We start from the raw sequence: 21,443 nt of genomic DNA, 5'->3' as shown, positions 1-21,443 counted from the left end.
ATGGGACAAGTTATGTTACCATATTACAGGTGTAACCTTCTTTTTACATTTTTCGTCATTAGAAGGTACGAGATTCGATACTAGGATAGGAGTTAGATATGGGGGCAACATCAAATTCTGTTAAAGTTGACGTCAAAACAACGCCACGCGTTCGACAAAATATGGTCTACCTATTAGTGAAGCAGCTTCGTCCACATCAATGGACGAAAAACCTGCTTGTCTTTGCTGCCTTGCTATTTTCCTTGCACAAAGTAAGTCCGGATGTCATTGGAAAATCAGTACTGGCCTTCCTGCTGTTTTGTTTTGTATCTGGCTGTGTCTACATCCTCAATGATTTTGTCGATATCAAAAATGACCGAAATCACCCGGAAAAACAGTTCCGGCCCATGGCTTCTGGTGCATTGCCTCCAGCGCTCGCATTGGCATTCGGTGCGTTTTTGCTACTGGGTTCCCTTTTCAGTGCTTATTACTTTGACCGATTATTCGCGCTCGTACTGCTCGTTTACTTTGTGCTCAATGTCGCTTACTCGTTGAAGCTGAAGCATGTGGTCATTCTGGACGTCATGATTATTTCAGCCGGTTTTGTTTTGCGTGCCATCGGTGGAAGTCTGATGATCCAAACGCCGTTCACCCCGTGGTTTTTGCTCTGTACGATGCTGCTCGCGCTGTTTTTGGCCATCAGCAAACGTCGCCACGAGCTGATTTTGTTGCAGCAGGATAAAGGAACGCATCGCAAAGTGCTCGACAGTTATTCCTCCGAGCTGTTGAATCAGTTGAATACGATTGTGACGACCATGACGATCATCAGCTATTCCTTGTTCACTTTTACATCTGGACGCACGATTCACTTGATGTGGACCATTCCGCTCGTGATCTTTGGTATTTTCCGTTACCTGTATTTGATCACCGTCGCAGGCCAGGGCGGCAGTCCGGAAAAAGTTTTGTTGCAGGACAAGCCGATTCTCATTACGGTGTTCCTGTATGTTGTCATGGTGGCCGGGATTATTTACGTATTTGAATTTAAATAAGGTTATAAGGAAGTTCAAAAAGTTGTCTTTTGATCACGAAGTAGTCTAGAAAGCTATTTCGACAACGAAGATGGCGTTCACCTCCGAAGTCCGGTGCTCATGTAGTTTACCTACACTGCGCTCCTCCTTCGTTCGGTTCTCGCCATCTTCTCGGTGCTGAAAAGCCAGCTTTTTGAACGTGTTTTTAAGTAGGAAGTTACTTGCACAGATAGGTTGTGGATCAGGCTATGCCATCAATTGTTCTAATCATCATTTCCGTGGTCCTCAGTGCGTGTGGACAAGTCGCGATGAAGATGGGCGCATCCTCGCTCACCAGCAACAATGACATGCTGCTACTGAAGTTCCTGCACTATTTCACGAACCTGCCTATTATGGTGGGACTTGCGCTTTACGGACTTTCTGCGTTTATCTGGATTGCTGCGCTGGAAAAGGTGCAGCTCTCCTATGCTTATCCCATGGCAGCACTCGGATACGTGTTGGTAGCTGTGCTGTCCTTCTTGGTCTTCAACGAACCATTGTCCCTTACACGTATTGTCGGTCTGGCGATTATCGTTGTGGGCGTCGTCGTCATTTCCCAGTCGTAATCATCATGTAGAGGAGTTTTACCATGTTATATGCAGTAGCGCCGTTCATCGGCTGGCTTGTGTCCGGAATAACCAAATTTTTGATTAATTACCTCCGTTTTGGGTCCCGGGCCAAAGAAATGGTCGGGAACGGCGGGTTTCCCAGCACGCACACAACTGTTATGGTCACAACTGTGTTTTTGATTGGTTTGCAGGAAGGCTTTACTCATCCTGCATTCGGGCTGGGTGTGGCTGTGACGTTTATTGTGATCATCGATGCGACTGGATTGCGCAGAGCGGTAGGAAAACATGCAGAAGCACTCAACAAGCTCGCAAAGGAACATCCGGACGTGTTTCCCACCAAACCTTTGCGCGAAAGCATGGGACATACCAGATGGGAAATTGCCGGGGGGCTGGTGCTCGGGGTACTGCTTGCGACCGTATTGCATCTGCTGGCAGCGAACCTCCCTAACCTCATTGGCTAGTAGATTCGTAGACAGGAGATTATGTTCATGAATAACCGTACAGCTACGTACTCGTTCCTGCTCGGGACGGCTTTGCTATTGTTTATGGCTACGATTGTGCTTAGCACATCGGTTTTATTTTTATTCGGCGTATCCGTGACGGCCGCCAGCTTTTGGATTGGCCTCGTTGCGGCTTTGGCGGCGATGGGCGGGATGGTGTCAGTCTTCGTAAGTTCACGTCGTCGGGCCTGGTTTTTCTCCCTGTTGGCTGGACTGGCGATTGTGTCAGGCATCAGCTACTCTATCAGCACCAATACGTTTGATCTCTCTTTTGACGGACAAACGTATCATCAAGAAGCAATCGTGAAGATAACCGAAGGCTGGAATCCGGTTCATGACCAGCCTATCCTCAAGCCTCCTGGTTCAAAAGAAGTGGAGGAGATGGATAATAGAGAGGTTCTCTCGGCCTTTCACCTGTGGATCAATCATTACGCCAAAGGTCCTTGGATGCTCGATGCCGTCATGTATAAACTGACTGGTCAGATCGAGGTTAGCAAAATATTTAACCTGTTGTTGATTGCATCGTCCTTTTTCCTGACACTCGCTGCCATCCAGACCGCTTTCCCAGAGAAAAAAGGAGCGGCGATTGCCTTCGCCCTGCTCGCAGCGTTCAATCCAGCGGTGATCACGCAATCAACTTCCTTCTATATTGACGGACAGCTCGGGTCACTCGTGCTCATCATCTGCGCTCTCGGCTATCTGCTGTATAAGCGCTACCATGTTTGGACGCTACTAGCGCTGTGCGCAACACTCATGCTGCTGGCACAGATCAAATTCACGGCATTGGGGTATGCCGGATTGCTCGGCTTGGCGATTCTCGTGCTCTTCTTTTTCTACGATCGCCGTCAGCACATCAAGAGCATGCTCGTGTGGCTTTCGGTTAGTCTGGTTATCACGGTAGGGGTTGTTGGGTACAATCCGTATGTCACCAACACGCTAGCAAAGGGACATCCGTTTTATCCGTTGGCGGGTAAAGGCGCCGTTGATATCATGACCTCGAACAGCCCGCATGGCTTCAAAGACAATACGAGCATAGAAAATCTGGCTATTTCCTTATTTTCCAAATCGGAAAACATCGCAACTCCCCATAGCCCTACATGGAAGGTGCCATTTACGGTCACAGGGAAAGAGCTCGCCGTGTTCTACTCTCCTGACGTGCGTGTAGCCGGATTCGGACCGCTTTTCGGAGGAGCTATGATTGTCACATGCCTGATTCTCGTCGCCTTGCTTTTGGGGACTCATCGAAAAAAAGCGGCACCTTTCTTGTGGATCAGTCTGGCGCTCTTCGTGACTGTGCTCATTAATCCGGAAAGCTGGTGGGCGCGCTATGTTCCGCAGCTTTGGTTGATTCCACTCTTGATTGCGCTGGCAGCTTTGGATCTCCAGAAGGGCTTTTTCCGCCATGCGGGCAAGGTTTTGGTCGTCATCTTACTCGCCAATATGGTGATGGTAAATGCTTCTCATATCATTGGACAATCTGGCGCCAATGCGTTTGTGAAAAAGCAGCTTGAAGAGCTTAAGGCAAGCAACAAAACGCTGGTCGTAGACTTCCACCATTTCAATGCGGTGAAAGTACGTCTGCAAGAAGCTGGCATTCCTTTCGTCGAGCAAAAGCTGGATAAAGGCGAAGAAGTCAAAGGATTTATAACTACGCGTGCGGTTTATCTCTTAAAGTAATGAGTAATCCCCTTCACAACCAATTGGAAGGGGATTTTTGTTTTTACTATGATCGCTAGCCAAAATGTTGACCACTTTGCTCACCAAAAAGTTGCCCACCTGACAGACTGAAGGTAAATCGGAAATGCCTCCAATTCAGTTCCTCCACCTACTTCTTAATTGCTTTTAGCTCTTTAGACAATTTTTGTTGACTTATGAGTATCTGGACCAAAGCAGCACTCGATACAAGGAATAACATCGTAGCCAAGAGGCATCCTCCTATTCACAATAAGATAGAGGTAGAAGGAAAAGGACCCTTTCCCTTCTACAATTTATAGAGAGAAGGAATAACCGCCTTACGGTGATTCTTCTTTTTCGTCATTCTTAGTGGCACGTAATGTTACATTAATCAAATCGCGAATTTGTACTTTCAACTCAACATGCTTATGGATCACCAACAAAGTCAAAATTGCGATAAGTATTGCAATGATGACTGTAACTGTTTCATTCATTCAATAGCCTCCTTTTATGTAGGAGTGGCCGTTGATTGGATCAGCTCCAACAACATTAGCTTTAGAGATTGCATACTATCTTCATGTGGCATACGAATAAACCAAGTCATTTTTTTCATATCGGGTTCGTAGTGCTGGATTAAGGCTTCAATTGCAAGCGTATTTCCTTTTTGAGCATCATCAACTAATTTACAAAAGTCTATTTCGGATAATGTCTCAGCTATTACCACACTACTCCCCCTTTTAAGCTAATAAGAGTTTATTTCGCAAACGTTGTAGGGCCTGTACTTTACATGCGTGTAGTCGTGAGGGAGAAAGTTCTAACCTCTTTGCGACTTCTCTTTCAGATTTTCCTTCAATGACCACCTGTTGAATGATGAAACGTTCTCGTTCAGGTAGACCGTTAAGCAATTCCTCAACAAACATCTGAGAATCAACTTCTTCTGTATGACCGATGTCCCACTTTTCGTTGGTAAACTGAATTTCCATACGATATTTTTTCTTTGCCTCGTATTGCAACTTCCAAGCTGATCGTTTCAACTGCTGCCTTATCTTCTCCTCAAGTGATTGTTCTGTCATATAATCCCCCCTACCTACTAGGTAAAATAAATGGGTATTTGCTCACAGATTTTTAAGAAAAAAGGAGATCATACGTTCTATTATACCACAAAAACTGGCAATTTTCGCCATGAAATTCAATATTTTGATACGTTATTGCATCATAGTTCTATGAGTATTTAGGATCATTTTCAAGCAGAATTCTTTATAACACCATGATAAACGGAACTTTTTCCCAGTCGGAACGTCTAACAAGTAAAGCGGGAAATTAACTTAGGGGGAGGTAATAGCCGTGGTAAAAACTTCGCTTCTCACATCATTGGCCTTGGCCATTTCAATTGGATTTTCAGGAATTATTGCTCCGTCAGTTTCTGCGAATACTCCTATACCAATTCAAAACGTTCAGTCCCAGCCTTTGATTGAACATGTAAAATCCATAAAAACAGAACATAAGGGTATTTTCTCAACTGCAATTACTGAAGAATGGTTTAACCCACAAAATGGTTTTCTACGAGAGGACAATTTTGTAAAAGAACAAGAAAAAATCACTTTAAAATCCAAGGTACGTCAATACCCTAACCAAAAATCACTGTTTAAAGAAACAATTGACCGGTATCAAGACAAGGATATCTGGACATATTTAAGTGTTGAGACTTTAAATGGGCAGCAAGTTAAAAAGATGAAAACCATTATTGAGCCAAAAAGTGGTATTTATCACATCGCGTACGTGAGTTCATCTACGGGGTTACCCATAAAAGAGTATAAATTTGATAACCAGAACGATTTATTGGCTACTTATGTCTACTTTTATGCTCAAGTAACCGATCTGAATGGTGAGATCTTTAAGGTTAAGGAGAAAAATTTAGAGATCGATCTGCAAAAAACGAAGTGATTATCACTTCGTTTTTTGCATTCTCAACTATGAGATTACACTTCGTAGAAATTGTTGATTGCATCAAAAAGTGAGTTATTATTTAGAAGGTTATGCGTCGATCCAGCATAGAAAACCATTGGCGCTTCTTTGACAATTCCAGAGAATGTATCAACATAGTAATCGAACCTGTCAGATCGGCTTTTGCGATAATTATCATCACCTTCCATGGTTACCCCAATTAATGCGGTGGCCGAAGTCTTTCTTCCACCTCCAACAACGTCTCCATCTAAATCATAGACCTTTTGACGATTGGCACTATCAAACACTTTATCCACGTTCTCTTGGTAAGGATCGCCTTGAAAATAGTATTGTGGTTGGATGCAAATGATATCAAAAATGTCTGTTCTGTTTGCAATTACCCCTAGATTATGAGTGATATTCTCTGCGTACGTTCCAAAGCCATAGTATGGCGCCCACATAAACTCTTTTTTATGTGTATTACGTGCTCTGTAAGCAATATCATTCAACAATTTAACCATTTTGTTCGAGGTCGGGTTTGAACTGCTGATTTTCTGATCAATTGGGAAAATCGTTTCTGTTCGGAAGTAAAATCCTTCGATACGGTGCTTCCATTCCTTTTCACCTAAAATTTCGATACATGTGTCTTCTACTTTTCGCATAAAGGATCGATAGTCGGAATAAAAATCATCGATATTTTTAATTGTAGTAATATCATTACTAAGTGCTGGCAACGAAATATACAAGTCTTTATGGTCTACATCTGATGCTTTGTATTCAGGTAAAAAATCAGCAAGATCATCAATCATTTGATCAATTACAGCATTACGGTCTGACTTGCCCTTTCGATAGTCAAAAAACACTCTATCCATGTTTCCCAGGTGCACTACGAAATCATGAATGTTGGTTCCATCAAATTTATTTAACATTTTAGTTGTTACTGTGCCATAACCTTCGCCTGTATAAAGATGAATTCCACGCATTCCTTTAGACATATTCACAACACTCCTATTTTAGATTAGGCGTAATTTTGACCGGTCATCATTTCGCCTTCACTATCTAGGTAAAAAAAATAAGGGTATGCTCACCCTTTTGGAAAGATTTTTGGAATCAAATTTGTTGTTGAAAGTGGCGTCTATCCGCCTAGCCACTTTTCTCCAATCAATAGGAACAAATAGAAATGTAAAATGATGAATTTATGTCAACCTACTACTAGCTTGTATGCTAGCTTAAATAAATGTAAAAATTTTCATAATGGTTTCTGGAAAACTATGGTAAAGTTTACTTGTGTTGATTATCCAGAAGGGAGTGTGCATCATGCCTGTTGAAACCTTCAAAGCAACTGCACATCTACAAAAGGGAATGGTTGTGAAGGCCAGTTCCAGAAATTTCGAGATAACCATCGATGAACCGAAAAGCTTGGGGGGAACGGATACTGGGATGAACCCGGTTGAACTGGTACTCTCCGCATTAGGCGCATGCCAATCTATCGTTGCCAGAGTATATGCCAGGAAGTTTAACGTTCAACTCGACGATTTTTGGGTAGAAGTCGAAGGCGATCTCGATACAGATGGCTTCATGAACAAATCTGATGTTCGACGCGGGTATTCCGAGATTCGATACACCTTTCATATCAAAACCGATGCTCCTAGAGAGCAAGTAGAGTCTTTTGTGGAGTTTTTGGAACAGACGTGCCCGGTTGGAGATACGATTGCGAATCCTGTTACCCTTAAGTTAAACGGAATTGTTATTGAAAAGCCGAGCGAGATAAAGGCGAATGATTAAAAATAAGGCTCCCTATTGGGAGCCTTTGTCGTATTTTTGATTTTTACATAAACACAAAGTAAATGACCGCTGCCAGCACCAAACGGTAAATCGCAAACGGTGTCAGCTTAATGCGATTGATCAGCTTCAGGAAGAAACGGATCGACAGAAGCGCGAACACAAACGCGCTAATAAAACCGACGACGAAAAACGGAATGCTGTCCATCGTAATCGCATCCCAACGCTTCAACAGCGACAAAAAGCTCGCGCCCGCCATGATCGGCACAGCCATAATAAACGTGAAGTCTGCCGCCGCCCGATGGCTCATACCCAACAGTACGCCCCCCGAGATCGTGGAACCCGAACGGGAAAAGCCAGGCCACAGGGAGAAGCATTGAATAAGTCCGACCAGAAACGCTTGCTTGTACGTAATTTGGTCAACCGACTCGATCTTGGCACGCTTTGGTCGGAACCAATCCGCAGCCAACATGAGCAGAGCGCCCAGCACCAGACCGATTACCACGGTCTTCGTCGAGAACAAATACTCATCGATGTAGTCGTCAAACAAAACACCCAGAATCCCCGCCGGAATCAAACCGACAATGACCGTAGCCAAATTCAGCCGAGGTCCTGCCTGAACCTCACGCTTACCAGCCAGTCTGTTGAGGCCGAGCAAGCTCATGAACCGATCCCACATCAAAACGACAACAGCCAAAATCGAGCCGAGCTGAATGACAATCTTGAAGGTGTTCGCCACTTCTGGTGAAAACATCTCCTTCGTTTGGAACAAAAAGTCATCAACAATGATCATGTGACCCGTAGAGGAAACAGGGGCAAACTCAGTCAAACCTTCTACTAGGCCCAGCACAATCGCGACAAAAGCTTCCCAGAGACCCAAAAATTCCACGCTCCTATGAATGATGTCCAAAATCAATATGCAGCAGCCACCCTGTAAAAGAGCAGACTACTGCTTCTAGCATTATAACGTTCATCTCCGGTACAAAGTTACATTGTGATAGAAAAACATTCTAGTAAATTATTGATGGGATTTCCCACAGTGAAAGCCCTCATGTTTTTCTTTATTCATTTAACTCTACAAGATGTGAATCGAAAAGCTGCGCAGGAAGAAGCGAATTTCCAGTCCAAGCGCCTCTGGAGCCCGCCCCAGCTTCGGAATAAATGGCGGGGAATTTCAGCTTCACTTATGAAGGACATCCTCGAAACTTCTACGTTTGAAGCGCTCCCACCATTTATTCCGAAGCGGACAGTCATACCCCTTGCGGGGCGTAGGCCGAAGCGTAGACTTGAAATTCGCTTCTTCCCCCACCAAAAGCCCCTACCGGTTCACATATTGCAATGTCCCTTCCCCCATGTCACCTAGTCGCCAAAGCGCGATTTTCTCGATGCCCGCCTTCTTCGCAACTGCAACCCATTGAGACAGTGTCTCTTCATCCGCATACCAAACTGTGTGCTTTTGTCCGTCTTCACCCATATAGTCGAAGTACAAACTGCCACTCGCTTTATCCCGCTTTGGCGGCTGGATGCTGGAGATAGCAAAGTCTGCTGCCTGTTTTTCCGTCACAGCCGTCACTTTTCCATCAGAAGCCCAATCAAATCCACCTACAGAAAGGGCCATGATTTTGTCACCCGGCACTTTTTGCATGCGATGGGCAAGCTCCTCAATAAATGCATGATCGGCTTTGGGACCTGGCTCTGTATTCATACCGTACAAATTATACGCCATCATGACGTAAGTAGGCCCCTTTGGCAATGCCAACTCTTCAATCGGCGCGCGCGGCTCCAATACGATGCGAAGCGACTTTTCCTCCTGCTCCATTTGCTGGTACAAGGTATGGATAAAAGTAAGGAAGTTGTCCCAGTCTTTCTCGTCAATTCTCTCATAATCGATTTCCAAACCATGAAAGCCATTCTGGATCACGGCATTCTTGATCTCCATAATGTGCTTGGTACGGCTATCATCTGTCGCCATGAGCCTGCTGACAATCGACGGGTCCTTTTGAATCTGCGTACCATCACGGTTAAGACGATCATTCACAATGGTCAAATCGAGATCGACATAGCTGCCCTGCTTCGAGGCTTCCTTGATCTCAGGCATCGCCTTGGTCATGCGGTCTGTAAAATGCAGCTTGTCATTTTCATCAAAATACGCCGCGAAGACTTGAACACTGGACAAGCCATCCGTCATCCTGCGGAAATCCTCCAAGCCGGATTCCCACTGCCAGTCTACTACCCAGGCAGACAATTCCGTCGTTTTGTTGGCAGCATCTACAATCTCCAAGTTTTCAGTATCATTCCATTTCATCATGTACCACACGAGGGTGATACACACTACTATCAGAAGAGCAGTCAAAATGATCGATCGTTTCTTGATGTTTGACACCTTACACGGATCCCCCTTGTTTCGGATTTAAAAGGTGTCGATGACCCAGTCCATTGTGGTAGAAAAAGCTTTCTTGATCGAACTGACGACTCCTGCAAGCCCTGTCTGCACATTACTGAACAGCATCTGCTGGTCACCATTCGGTTGCGCCAAGGACTCTATCTTTACGTCCGCAAACACCCCGTCATAAATGTCGTCCTTTTTGTTCCCTTCACTATAGGCCGCTTCCAATGCGACACCACCGCTGCTAATGCTTGGGCCGATCTGTTGCTTTTCCAAGAGCGGTATCTTGTCCACGGAAACACTGAGATGGTCACCTTGAACCATAATTTCGAATGGACGCGTATTTTTAATGTTGATCGGGTATTTTTCCAGCTCGGGAGCACCAGACTCGCCTTGCTCTCTCGTATAAACTGACGCACGGTCGAAGGTCAAATCCTCAGGATTCCAAATCACTTGGCTCAATTCCGTCTTGAAAAGCTCCTGAACTTCTCCTTTTTCCTTCTTCTGTTCGACGCGCAGCTCATTATCATGCAGGACGACCCGTACAAAGCTACCTTTTTCCTGATCATAGCGCAAATAAATCGACTGTTTGCCGATTACATTCCCTTCCAGCTTGGCAGAAAGCTTGATATCTTTCTGGCTGTCGCTGTTTTTTAAATATAACATGCCAGAGCCAGCAGCTGGAGAGGTCAGTACGATCTGATCCTCCATAAATTGCGCAGCGCCACCGAGACGATCCCACTCTTTGGCCTGCTCTTCATCGCCGCGAACGAAACGAATCTTTTCGTCGGTGTCTTTTTGGATGCGCATTAACAAATGATTCGTGTACCAGTAAGGCTCTGGCTGCACGCGAGTCAGGTTGTACAGATCACCCTCCCTGTCGTTGTAGGCGTTTCCTTCCCGGTTAAAGTGCATCGTAAAATACTTTTTGATATTCGCGTCGTTCGCATCTGCTACCAAGCGATTCATTCCGCCATACAGGGTGTTCGCGTGCATAATCATATAGGCACCCGGGACAAAGCCCAATTGATCCATATACGTATCATTCATCAGCTTGTAGTCTGCGTTGATTCTCGCTTCCATCTTGTTTCTGTCTTCTATCGGGATCATATTGCTGTCACGGATAAAGTCCATCAAGTAGTGGTTATAGTAGCCCACCTTTGTTTTATTCGTTAATTCACTCTCATCCTTTACCCCGATGAAATTGCCCTGATCATCAAACACATTGATATACGTCAACCGATAGCCGTTGGAACCGAGCTCCCAGAAGCCATTTTCCATCATTTTTTTCAAGTCTTCCGGCTGCAGGAATTTGTTCTCGCTGTTTCCCATCTTGTTGCCGTAAGACAATGCCGTTGCTTTGAAGTTGTACTTCTCCAAAAACGGCTGCGCAAACAAGCTCGAATCGTTGCGACCATCTTCAAAGGCTAAGAACAGTGCCTTGTCAGGAAGTGGCTTATTCTTCTTGTAAAAGTCCAAGATATCTTGTTGCGAGATCGTTTGATAGCCCTGGTCATACAACGCCTGAAGCTGCTCGTCCAATTGCTTCTTGGCTACTAATTTCGGTGTACCTGAACGACCTACGCCAAAATAGGAGATGGCGATAAAGCCTTTTTCATTCGTCCAGCTCGCTTTATTCGGTTCCTCGTACTTTTTCCAATCAAATACGGCATTGAATAACATGACGCCCAAGACGACTAGGATAGCGACCTGGATCAGCGTCTTGATGAATTTTTTGCGATCTTTTTTCCGATAGTCCAAGACATCGCTCGTCGTTTTCCCCATAACTCCTGACACCCTCACTCCCTTTGTCTTTCCCTCTTAAAATGGCAGGCCAAAGCCCTTCTTGTTCTTCTTTCGGGCTTCCTTTTTCAGTCTCGCTTCGACATCCTGTGGCGTTTCTCGCGTACCCCAAGTAGATTTCCAGAATGTCACCCAAGCTACTGGCATCTGCCATAACAGCACCAGCTCATAAAACACACAAAAGACAATCCCGAAAACCCACAGCTTGCTTCGACGAAAAAACAGATGGGCCAAGCTCATTAAGAGCGCCATCAACAGCAAGCCTATTAAAAACGTACCCGGGAAAATGTGATGAACGAGCGGAACGTATACGAGGTTGTACAGTACGATGACGGGAGCAGCGATAGGAACAATTAGACCAATGTAAAAGAAGATCGCCATAAAAGGCTCCTTGCGCCAAATAAAACCGCTGGCACGCAAAGATTCCCTCAACCACGAACGCTTCCAGCGCATCTGCTGCTTCAAAAATACGTTCATGTCTGACGGCACAATCGTCGAGCAAATCGCAGAATCCTGATAACCTGTCCGATGTGTTCGCAAAATAAAGTTGGTCATGCTTCGGTCATCGCCAAAAGTGGCGGGCTGCCCGAGAAACTTCTGATTCAGCCATGCTTCAGAATGCTGCAAAATCAATTCCTTGCGATAGCAAGACAGCGGCCCAGACAAGCAAGTGACACTGTCAAACCACGACTCAGCCGCCTTCATGACACGAAAAGCAATGTAGTAACGAACCGTTTGCAGCTTGGTGATCGCGTTGGTGAACTTGTTTTCCACATCCGTACGCCCTGCGACACCACCCATTTTCGGGTCTTGGAAAGGCTGTACGAGGTTGCGAATCGCAGTCGGTTCCAAAAAGCTGTCCGAATCAACGAAGACTACCAAATCGTGCTTGGCCATTTCCACACCTTTTACCAAAGCGACCCGTTTCCCCCCGTTTTCCGGAAGAATGTGCATCTTTACGCGTTCGCGGGTCATATAGCGCTCGGCCTCGTTATGAATCATATCGATGACCTTTTGAATCTCTTCTGCCGATCGGTCCGTCGAGCGGTCGTCTACCACGATGACCTCCAGCTTATCAATCGGGTAGTTCTGATTCACACAACTCAAAATCGTCCGGTGAATCCACTCCTCTTCGTTAAAACACGGAATAATGATGCTCACGCCCGGTGCATAGTCAGGATTGACGGGAACCTCCCGATAAAGAGCACCGAATAAATACCGTGTCAGCAAAAAGGCAGCAGCAATCAAGCTGTACAAATACAAGTACATGTTGTATTTGAAATAAATCACGCTCTCCGCGCGCATGAGCACGATAAACGCCGCAGCGAAAAACAGGGAAGCACTTGCGATATAAATGGCGTATCCCCAGCGCTTTTTGCGAAAATACTCGGTCAGCGGTTTGGAAAACTCAAAGGCGAGCATGAATTTCTGACGCCCGTCCTCTTCCTGCGTAAACCGGCGAACAACAGTTGCATCCAGCTTCACCGTTGACTCATAGCCTTCTGGCATTGTGCCTGGTGGGATCGTGCAATGGATCATAAACACTTGTCCCACCTGGATATCTTCCATCTCCGAATCTAGTTCAACTAATAGGCCCGTCGAAGAAATATCGACGGCTCTGGCCTTGATTCCATCCTGGACCCGCTGTTTCTTGGTCAATAGCGTCACCGGGAAATCCGCCATATAGCGCAGACTCAGCATCCGAATGCGATTCAAATATTCCGGGTCCTCTAGCTGTCCTGGCTCATCCGTATCTTTCACACCGCGTCGGTCCACTTGGACACGAATTTTCTCCGGGTCTGGCACATTCGATAGCATGCGTCTCTCCGTTTTGGAAACCGTCAGCACTTCTTCGATTTTCTCTTTCTTTTTCGGCTTTATTTTCTCTATCAACTGTTTCATCCCTGTCGCTCTCTCCCCTCCACTGCCTACAAGCTCCAGTAATGAAATCCACTGTTTTCAAAGTCAGCTTTGGAATAAATCTCTTTTATATCGATCATGATTTTCGCTTCGTTCTTGCCGTACATCGCGGCAAAATCAGCGACTTCCATCTGGGCAAAGGGAGTATGCGGTACCGCTACAACCACAATGTCCAAGTCATGGAGAGCCTTCGTTTCTGACAGCTCGATGCCGTATTCCTCGTATGCCTCCCGAGGATCTACCATCGGGTCTACGACTAGTGGGTTGATCCCGTATTCCCTCAGCTCCTCAATGATATCCGTCACCTTGGTATTTCTGATATCCGCGCAATTCTCTTTGTAGGACAGTCCGAGTATGCCAATCCGTACATCCTTGAGGTCGAGCTTTGAACGAACAGCCATTTTGATAATTTGTTGGGCCACATATTTCCCCATGCCATCGTTAATGTGTCTGGCCGCCAAAATGATGCGGGAGCGATAGCCGCTGTCTTCTGCTTTGTATGTTAAATAGTAAGGGTCGATACCGATGCAATGCCCGCCGACCAAGCCCGGTGAAAAAGGGAGGAAGTTCCACTTGGTTCCTGCCGCTTGCAATACTGCTTTCGTCGGAATATCCATCTGGTTGAACAGCATGGCCAGCTCATTCATAAACGCAATATTGACATCCCGCTGAGCATTTTCAATGACTTTCGCCGCTTCCGCTACCTTAATGCTTTCTGCTCGATAAACGCCTGCCTTGATCACGAGCTCGTAGACGCTTGCTACGATTCCCAGTGTTTCTTCATCCATCCCCGATACGATCTTGACGATGTTTTCCAGACGATTTACTTTGTCTCCCGGGTTGATGCGTTCAGGTGAATAGCCGACCTTGAAGTCTATACCACAACGCAGGCCCGATTCCGCCTCGATGATTGGCAAGCAGACGTCTTCGGTTGCCCCTGGATAAACGGTGGATTCAAAGACAACGATTGACCCTTTTCTCAACTGTCTGCCAACCATGCGGGATGCACTTTCTACATATTTCAAGTCGGGGACATTGCCGCTTTTGACCGGAGTAGGTACTGCCACGATAAAAAATCGCGCTTCCTGCAATCTATTTTCATCTGAAGTGAATTCAATAGCGGTGTCACTCGTCAGCTCCTGATCCACGTCAGCATCATGAAAGTGTCCCTTTTGATAGGCTGCTACTTTCTCTTTGTTTACATCGAATCCAATCACAGCAGCACGCTGGGATAGTGCCATTGCAATCGGCAAGCCTACGTACCCAAGACCGACGACAGCAATTTTTTCTTTCCTCTCCACAATCCCTTCGTACAAACTCATAAGCTAGCTCCCTCTCCCTGTTCTATTTTGGCTTTATTGGCCAAACATCGCTGTCATGGGTACAAGCGTGTATCCCTTGCTTCTAAGCTGGTCAATTACGATTGGTAGCGCCTCTATTGTGTGAATGTCATCGAGCATGTGCAACAGAATCACGCTTCCGCTCCGCGTCTGCTCCATAATGGTTTTGACGATATCGTCGGCACTCCGTTTCTTGTCGTAATCGGACGGCGTCACATCATAAATCGTAATATCCTCGTAGCCCGTCGCTGCAATCGCCTTGAGTGTCTGTTCGTCAAACGCCCCGGTTGGCGGTCTGAAATACATCGTCGGCTTCTGCTGAATCGCTTCGGTAATAATCTGATGGGCTTTGACAATCTCTTTTTGCAATGATTCCGGCGCTATTTTGGTATTCACCGGATGAGAATAGGTGTGGTTGGCTACATCATGTCCCGCTTCCGCAATCGCTCTCGCCAAGTTTGGATTTCGCTCTACACCATCTGCACGAAGGAAAAACGAAGCCTTTACTCCTTTTTTGTCCAAGATATCGAGAATCTTCGTAACTGTTTGATCCGTACCCCAATCATCGAAGGACAAGGCAACCATCTTCTTGTCTGTTTCTTTTCGATAGATGAGATTTGGCTTGGACTCGTGATACGCCGCATTCATTTTTGCTGCATCAAAACCCGGAATTTCTTGCAGCGGCTTACGCTCCCGGCCTTGTGCAATCAGCTCGTGTAATGGGACGAATCTGTATCCGACATCCGTAGCTGCTTCTGAGAGAAGACGGATGTTTTCGATTACAGACTTGTTCTCTTCTGTGTCCATCGCGATGATGCCGCCGCGATTCATGTACTTTCTTAAGTAATGATTTTTTTGCTCTTCCGTCTCTTTTTGCCAATTGTGCAGAAACAGACTGGAGGACACGACCGCTTCTTGTCCATTGTGAGCGGCTGCCAATCGAAGATCGTCGGAGTAATCGCCCGACTTCGTTCTGATATACTGCGGTGTTTTATCGGTCTCTCTTTTGATGACCTCATTAGTCAATTTGATATCTTCGTACATTTTCTCGTAAGGTTGGCCCTGCAAATCCGACTTGTTCAACGTATTGTTTTCGATCTCGTGACCTCTGGCGACAATTTCCCGCGCAATGTCAGGCTCTTCCGCTACTCTCATTCCTGGCATGAAAAAAGCTGCCTTGATGTGGTACTTGTCCAACTCATCGAGCAGTCTTTTCATCGTGTCCTTATCTGCCATCCCATTAAAAGTAAGAGCAAGCTGTCTTTGCGTCGTGTAGACCATAGACACCGCCTTGCTCTTTTCCCCTTGGTAACGCCCAATTTTTTCAGGTTTGGCTGGCGCTGGGCCGTTATCTGCACCGTTTTCTTTCCCCTGAAACGGTGAACAGCCTGCCAACAATGCCACGATCGCTACCAGGGAGATCCAGTGAAATAATTGGAACCCACTGGCCCCTTTTTTATGACTAATCATGATTGTCCCCTTTTCATGTAAGAAATGCCCTTTACGCATAAAAAAACGACTATTTCATCTGCGTAACAAGTAAAGTGTAATCAAACACTCTTCCGCAAAAATGAACATAGTCTACCTCCACACGCTAGACTAACATAACCACCTATACCAAACAACTTTATGAAGCGGTTTCAAATATGACAATTTATGGGGAACATAAAAAAAGACGAGCCTCATCGGGCCCGTCATTCGCTGTTACAGTTTGATCGCGATTAATTTTAGTTCCGTTAACTCCTCGACCGCATACTTGATACCTTCCCGGCCAAAGCCACTGTCTTTTACACCGCCATACGGCATGTTGTCCACGCGGAACGTCGGAATGTCGTTGATCATCACGCCTCCGACCTCCAGCTCTTCCGCTGCGCGCATAGCCGCGTGAATGTCACTCGTATAGATGCCTGCCTGCAAGCCGAATCGGGAGTCATTTACCGCCTCAATTGCTTCGTCCATCGTCTCAAACGGTGTAACGACAACGATTGGACCGAATACTTCTTGGCAAGAGACAGCAACATGTGCGCCCACATTCGTCAGAATCGTAGGAGCAAAGAGGTTGTCGCTGACAGCCTTCCCGCCAGTAACTACATGTGCCCCTGCTTCTACTGCTTCCTGTACCCATGCTCCCATGCGTTCATGATCCTTGGCGGAGATTACAGAAGACATGTCTGTCTCTTCGTTCAGCGGATCACCCAGCACGAGCTTTTCAGTGCCAGCCTTAAACTTCTCCAGGAACTCTTCGTACTTGCTCTGGTGAATATAGACGCGTTGCAGTGAGATACACACTTGACCACTAAAGGAGAAGGCACCCGTCACACAACGATCAATCAACGCTTGCGTGATTTCCACGTTGTGGTCGATGATTACTGCGGAGTTGGAGCCAAGCTCCAAGGTCACGCGCTTGAGTCCCGCTTTGTTTTTCATCGCAATTCCAACCGCAGGGCTTCCCGTAAAGGTGATCGCGGCAATACGGCTGTCACTGACCAGCTTTTCACCTACGACTGCGCCTTTTCCAGGCAAAATATTGAGCGCTCCTGCTGGCAAGCCTGCCTCTGCGAAAATATCGGCCAGGATCAGCGAGCTAAGCGGCGTCTGACTCGCTGGCTTCAGCACGACGGTATTTCCTGCTGCAATAGCAGGCCCGACCTTGTGTGCTACGAGGTTAAATGGAAAGTTAAAAGGCGTGATCGCGCCGACTACGCCGATTGGCTTGCGTACTGTGAAAGCAAGACGTCCTTCACCACCCGGTGCTGCATCGAGCGGCACCGTCTCTCCGTGAATACGCTTCGCTTCTTCTGCTGCGAACTTGTAAGTCTGGATTGTCCGAGCGATTTCTACACGACCCGTGCGAAGTGGCTTGGCGGCTTCCTGTGCGAGGATGACCGCCAGTTCCTCCTTTCGTGCTTCCATAATCGCAGCGGCTTTTTCCAGTATCAAGGCGCGCTGACTGGCTGGCATTTTCGCCATGACTTTGGCAGCAGCTTTTGCCGCCTTGATTGCCTCGTCGACATCATGATCGTCTGCCTGAGCGATTTCTGCCAGCAGCTCCTCGGAGTAAGGGGAATAGAGTGACGCGTATTCTTTTGCTTCTTTCCATTGTCCGTTGATGTAGAGATGCTTTTTCATGAGTATGGAGAACCCCCTCGGGCGTTTTAGTTCGTCACGTATTGGCTTTTCAGAACATCTGTCATAATATCCAGTGCCTCTTCCAATTGCTCGTCTGTAATAACCAGTGGAGACAGGAAGCGCAGAACGTTGCTGTGGACACCAGCAGAAAGAACGATGACGCCAGACTCGTAGCAGCCTTTGGTCAAGCCAGCAACGAGCTCTTTCGCTGGTTGTTTGGTTGTTGGATCGATAAATTCTACAGCGCACATCGCCCCCAGCCCGCGCACTTCTGCGATCACAGGGAAATCTTTTTGCAACGCGTGGAAATGTGCCTTGATCTTGTCCCCGATCACCTGTGCACGACCAGACAGGTCTTCGCGCTCCATTTTTTCAATGACTGCCAAAGCCGCTACACAGCCAAGCGGGCTTCCTCCATAGGTACCGCCAATCTCACCTGGGTTTGGCGCGTCCATGATTTCTGCGCGTCCCGTAACCGCAGAGATGGGTAAGCCTGCCGCGATGGATTTGGACATGGTGATGAGATCTGGCTCGATACCGAAATGGGTAGAAGCAAACATGGCACCAGTACGACCGAAGCCTGTTTGAATCTCATCGGAAATAAATAGGATTTGATGCTTTTTACAAATGTTATAGACACCTTGAACGAAGGACACAGGCGGAACGATAAAGCCGCCTTCTCCCTGAATCGGCTCCATAATTACAGCAGCCACTTCTTCCGGTGCAACCTCAGTCAAGAGGAAGTCCTCGAACTGACGCACGCAGAATTGCGCGTACTCATCATCTGTCATGGATTCTGGTTTGTTCAGTGGATACGGGAACTGCGCTTTATACGTAGCTGGAGCGAATGGACCCATCTGGAATTTGTACGGCTTCACCTTGGAAGTCAGTGACATGCCCAGAAGCGTACGGCCGTGGAAGCCGCGGCTAAAGGAAATGATGCCTGGGCGTCCTGTGTATTTGCGGGCGATTTTCACCGCGTTCTCGACTGCTTCTGCTCCACTGTTTGCGAGCATCGTCTTCTTTTCAAAGCTGCCTGGCGTGATTTGCGTCAGCTTCTCAGCCAAGGCCACATAGGGCTCATACATCCCTACGTGGAAGCAAGGATGAATGTATTTGTCTAGCTGCGCTTTTAGTGCCTCGACTACTTCCGGCGGACAGTGTCCGGCATTCAGTGTACCGATCGCTCCGGCAAAATCGATGTACGTATTGCCATCTACATCCGTAACCAATGCACCTGAAGCTGACTCTACAAAAACAGGGGTGTTGTTGCCGACACCTTTTGGAACGAACTGCTTTCTTTTTTCAATCAGGGCCGCTCCCTTTGGACCTGGCACACCAGCAGCTACGTTTACAAATTGACGTTGTTTGGACATATCGTTTCCTCTCCTCGTTCGAGATGGTATTAGTTGAATGGCTTGCTTGTAAACTCAACCACGATATGTAGCAATACCTATGCCAAACGCCAGAGCTTGATGAAATCGCGTTTCCGGCGCTACGGTCACATCGGATTATTCAAAAATGAATCAAAACACCAGAATGATCGATTCATTTTTGAATTAACGATTCATTTTTGAATTACCTGGAACGAATCCGATATTTTTGCAGCTTGCGTACGACAGAAGGCTGGCTAATGCCGAGAAACTCCGCGATTTCTCCCGTGGTCCGGCAGTGCTCGGATGCATAGCGCAGCCATTTTTCCTCTACCTGCTCCAGTGCTTCGCGAAGCGACATCTTGGAAGTAGCCAGATTCGGCTCCATCGCTGCCTGCTCTTCCCCTGCCAACCTGATTTCCGCGGGCAGATGCTGAGAAGTGATCACCTCTTCGTCCGCTGTGACCACCATTCTCTCCAAGACGTTCTCCAGCTCGCGCACATTGCCGGGCCACTCATACTGCATCAAGCCATGTGTTGCAGCAGGGTCCAGACGCTTGTCCATTCCGTATCGTTCATTGAGCGAGCGCACAACGCGCTTCAGGAGAGCGGCGATATCCTCTGGCCGATTTCGCAACGGCGGGACGTGGATCGGGACAACATTCAGGCGAAAATACAGGTCCTGCCGGAACTTCCCTTCCTTCACCATCTTCTCCAAATCGCGATTGGTGGCGGCAATCAAACGAAAATCCACATCGCGGTACTGTGTGCTTCCAACGCGTTGCAACCGTTTTTCTTGAATCACCTTCAACAGCTTTGCCTGCAAGGTCAGCGGCAGTTCCCCCAGCTCGTCCAAGAGGAGAGTCCCCTGGTTCGCCATCTCGATAATCCCTTGCTTGCCCTGCTTGGCGGCGCCTGTAAACGAACCAGCCTCATAGCCAAACAGCTCCGATTCCAGCAAGCCCTCCGGGATCGAGCCACAGTTGATCTCCACGAATTGTCCACCTGCACGACGGCTATTGCGATGAATTTCTTTTGCGATCACGTTTTTCCCGACACCCGATTCCCCGAGGATCAGGACAGTCGAATCGACAGCCGCGACTTTCTTGATGAGACGCTCAATGGCTTGCATCGGCTGACTCACTGCCACAAAGCCCTCCTGATGCTTTTCGCGCAGCTCCTCAATCTCAGTTTCAAACTGCTTGAGTTGCTCTGTCAGACCTTCGTAGCGCCGTTTCAATTCCATAATTTCAGTCAGGTCATGGGAATAGCTGATGATCGAATGCATACTACCATCCTCGTTCCAGACGGGAAATGCCGTCACCATCAGCTTTCGACCGCCGGGTATTTCCTGCATGATCGTCTGCGGTGTCTTGGCATCCATGACTTTTCGCGTGACAGATGGAGAAAAGACCTTCCTTTTTTCCAGCTCGATGACGTTTTTGCCCAAGAGCTCTTGCTTTCCAATGCCGTATATTTCATAGGACGAATCGCCAACCAGCCGGATATAGCCCTCAGGGTCCGTGATTAGCAAATGATCGCGAGACGTTTCAACAATTGCTTCCAATACGCGGCTCATCCACTTCTGTGTGCTCTCTTCTCTCTTCATTTCTTCGCCGCCTCTCGTTGGTCACGACTGTTTTATATGAGAGGGACACATGTAAAACCTGCAAACATCCCCCTAATGTTCATCTATATACCCATCAATGTACACGTGCCTTCCTTCATTCTAGCAGAAAATGATTTTCACAAAAAATTCATATTCAAAATTACAATTTATAACATTAATTCAAATGATTTTATTACATTAACGATAGAAAAAAGGGAGGCGATACCATCATTAGAATACTCTTAGTTGTTATTCTTGGGCTTTTGGCATTCCGTTTCTTTGATCTTGACATCAACATGGGAATAGACAGAAAGATTACCGTAAGCATTACAGTCGTTTTGGTTTTTTGGATGACCTATCTTCAATAT

General features: G+C 46.8%; 19 protein-coding genes. 6 read left to right on the top strand and 13 right to left on the bottom strand.

The annotated features are described in order from the left end of the window. The first annotated feature begins 98 nt into the window (after positions 1–98). The 4 genes from HP568_RS17890 (at position 99) to HP568_RS17875 (ending at position 3,792) form a co-directional block, all read left to right on the top strand. On the top strand, positions 99–1,028 hold the full coding sequence (locus tag HP568_RS17890; RefSeq protein WP_048035328.1) for a decaprenyl-phosphate phosphoribosyltransferase: 930 nt from the start codon (positions 99–101) through the stop codon (positions 1,026–1,028). A gap of 227 nt (positions 1,029–1,255) precedes the next feature. Continuing rightward, positions 1,256–1,612: an SMR family transporter gene (locus HP568_RS17885; protein WP_048035329.1), complete on the top strand. Its 357-nt coding sequence runs from the start codon at positions 1,256–1,258 to the stop codon at positions 1,610–1,612. 23 nt (positions 1,613–1,635) lie between these two features. Next, on the top strand, positions 1,636–2,076 hold the full coding sequence (locus tag HP568_RS17880; protein ID WP_056489065.1) for a divergent PAP2 family protein: 441 nt from the start codon (positions 1,636–1,638) through the stop codon (positions 2,074–2,076). Between the two features lie 27 nt (positions 2,077–2,103). Further along, positions 2,104–3,792 (top strand): hypothetical protein, encoded by a 1,689-nt coding sequence (locus HP568_RS17875; protein ID WP_173629816.1) that lies wholly within the window; start codon positions 2,104–2,106, stop codon positions 3,790–3,792. A 335-nt stretch (positions 3,793–4,127) separates the two neighbouring features. On the opposite strand, the gene HP568_RS17870 is transcribed toward HP568_RS17875, so the two are convergent. The 3 genes from HP568_RS17870 to HP568_RS17860 are packed head-to-tail and all read right to left on the bottom strand — an operon-like array spanning position 4,128 to position 4,862. Then, positions 4,128–4,283, bottom strand: a complete 156-nt coding sequence (locus tag HP568_RS17870; RefSeq protein WP_157966762.1) for a hypothetical protein — start codon at positions 4,281–4,283, stop codon at positions 4,128–4,130. A 14-nt stretch (positions 4,284–4,297) separates the two neighbouring features. Continuing rightward, the gene (locus HP568_RS29835) at positions 4,298–4,513 is read right to left on the bottom strand and encodes a helix-turn-helix domain-containing protein (RefSeq protein ID WP_173629815.1); all 216 of its coding nucleotides are present in this window, start codon (positions 4,511–4,513) and stop codon (positions 4,298–4,300) included. A gap of 13 nt (positions 4,514–4,526) precedes the next feature. Then, positions 4,527–4,862: a sigma factor-like helix-turn-helix DNA-binding protein gene (locus HP568_RS17860; protein WP_173629814.1), complete on the bottom strand. Its 336-nt coding sequence runs from the start codon at positions 4,860–4,862 to the stop codon at positions 4,527–4,529. A gap of 271 nt (positions 4,863–5,133) precedes the next feature. Between HP568_RS17860 and HP568_RS17855 the strand changes: the two genes are divergently transcribed. Beyond that, on the top strand, positions 5,134–5,733 hold the full coding sequence (locus HP568_RS17855; RefSeq protein WP_056489058.1) for a hypothetical protein: 600 nt from the start codon (positions 5,134–5,136) through the stop codon (positions 5,731–5,733). 35 nt (positions 5,734–5,768) lie between these two features. Here the strand turns inward: HP568_RS17855 and HP568_RS17850 are convergent, their stop codons facing one another. Continuing rightward, the gene (locus HP568_RS17850) at positions 5,769–6,728 is read right to left on the bottom strand and encodes a DUF4855 domain-containing protein (RefSeq protein ID WP_173629813.1); all 960 of its coding nucleotides are present in this window, start codon (positions 6,726–6,728) and stop codon (positions 5,769–5,771) included. 322 nt (positions 6,729–7,050) lie between these two features. Here HP568_RS17850 and HP568_RS17845 point away from each other — a divergent pair, with 322 nt between their 5' ends. Continuing rightward, positions 7,051–7,518, top strand: coding sequence for an OsmC family protein (locus HP568_RS17845; protein WP_015893906.1), 468 nt, complete (start codon positions 7,051–7,053; stop codon positions 7,516–7,518). 43 nt (positions 7,519–7,561) lie between these two features. Here HP568_RS17845 and HP568_RS17840 read toward each other — a convergent pair whose 3' ends face one another. The 9 genes from HP568_RS17840 to HP568_RS17800 all read right to left on the bottom strand — a co-directional run bounded on the left by HP568_RS17840 (position 7,562) and on the right by HP568_RS17800 (position 21,075). Next, entirely contained in the window at positions 7,562–8,395 is an 834-nt protein-coding gene (locus HP568_RS17840) for an undecaprenyl-diphosphate phosphatase (protein WP_048035999.1), read from the bottom strand. A gap of 438 nt (positions 8,396–8,833) precedes the next feature. Continuing rightward, positions 8,834–9,898, bottom strand: a complete 1,065-nt coding sequence (locus HP568_RS17835; protein ID WP_173629812.1) for a glycosyl hydrolase family 18 protein — start codon at positions 9,896–9,898, stop codon at positions 8,834–8,836. A gap of 27 nt (positions 9,899–9,925) precedes the next feature. Further along, a complete protein-coding gene (locus HP568_RS17830; RefSeq protein WP_173629811.1) occupies positions 9,926–11,686 on the bottom strand; it encodes a polysaccharide deacetylase family protein in 1,761 nt (586 codons plus the stop codon). Positions 11,687–11,722: 36 nt separating this feature from the next. After that, positions 11,723–13,606 (bottom strand): glycosyltransferase, encoded by a 1,884-nt coding sequence (locus HP568_RS17825; RefSeq protein ID WP_173629810.1) that lies wholly within the window; start codon positions 13,604–13,606, stop codon positions 11,723–11,725. Positions 13,607–13,632: 26 nt separating this feature from the next. Then, positions 13,633–14,946, bottom strand: a complete 1,314-nt coding sequence (locus HP568_RS17820) for a nucleotide sugar dehydrogenase (RefSeq protein ID WP_173629809.1) — start codon at positions 14,944–14,946, stop codon at positions 13,633–13,635. Positions 14,947–14,979: 33 nt separating this feature from the next. Next, the gene (locus HP568_RS17815) at positions 14,980–16,434 is read right to left on the bottom strand and encodes a polysaccharide deacetylase family protein (protein ID WP_173629808.1); all 1,455 of its coding nucleotides are present in this window, start codon (positions 16,432–16,434) and stop codon (positions 14,980–14,982) included. Positions 16,435–16,668: 234 nt separating this feature from the next. Then, positions 16,669–18,093 carry an aldehyde dehydrogenase family protein gene (locus tag HP568_RS17810; RefSeq protein ID WP_173629807.1) on the bottom strand — a complete coding sequence of 475 codons (1,425 nt, stop codon included), beginning with the start codon at positions 18,091–18,093 and terminating at the stop codon, positions 16,669–16,671. 26 nt (positions 18,094–18,119) lie between these two features. Further along, entirely contained in the window at positions 18,120–19,469 is a 1,350-nt protein-coding gene (gene gabT, locus HP568_RS17805; protein WP_056489039.1) for a 4-aminobutyrate--2-oxoglutarate transaminase, read from the bottom strand. A gap of 202 nt (positions 19,470–19,671) precedes the next feature. Next, entirely contained in the window at positions 19,672–21,075 is a 1,404-nt protein-coding gene (locus HP568_RS17800; protein ID WP_173629806.1) for a sigma-54 interaction domain-containing protein, read from the bottom strand. Between the last annotated feature and the right edge of the window lie 368 nt (positions 21,076–21,443).

It is taken from the genome of Brevibacillus sp. MS2.2 (assembly GCF_013284345.1).
In the GTDB taxonomy this organism is placed as follows: domain Bacteria; phylum Bacillota; class Bacilli; order Brevibacillales; family Brevibacillaceae; genus Brevibacillus; species Brevibacillus brevis_C.
This window is presented reverse-complemented; position numbering and strand designations above follow the sequence as displayed.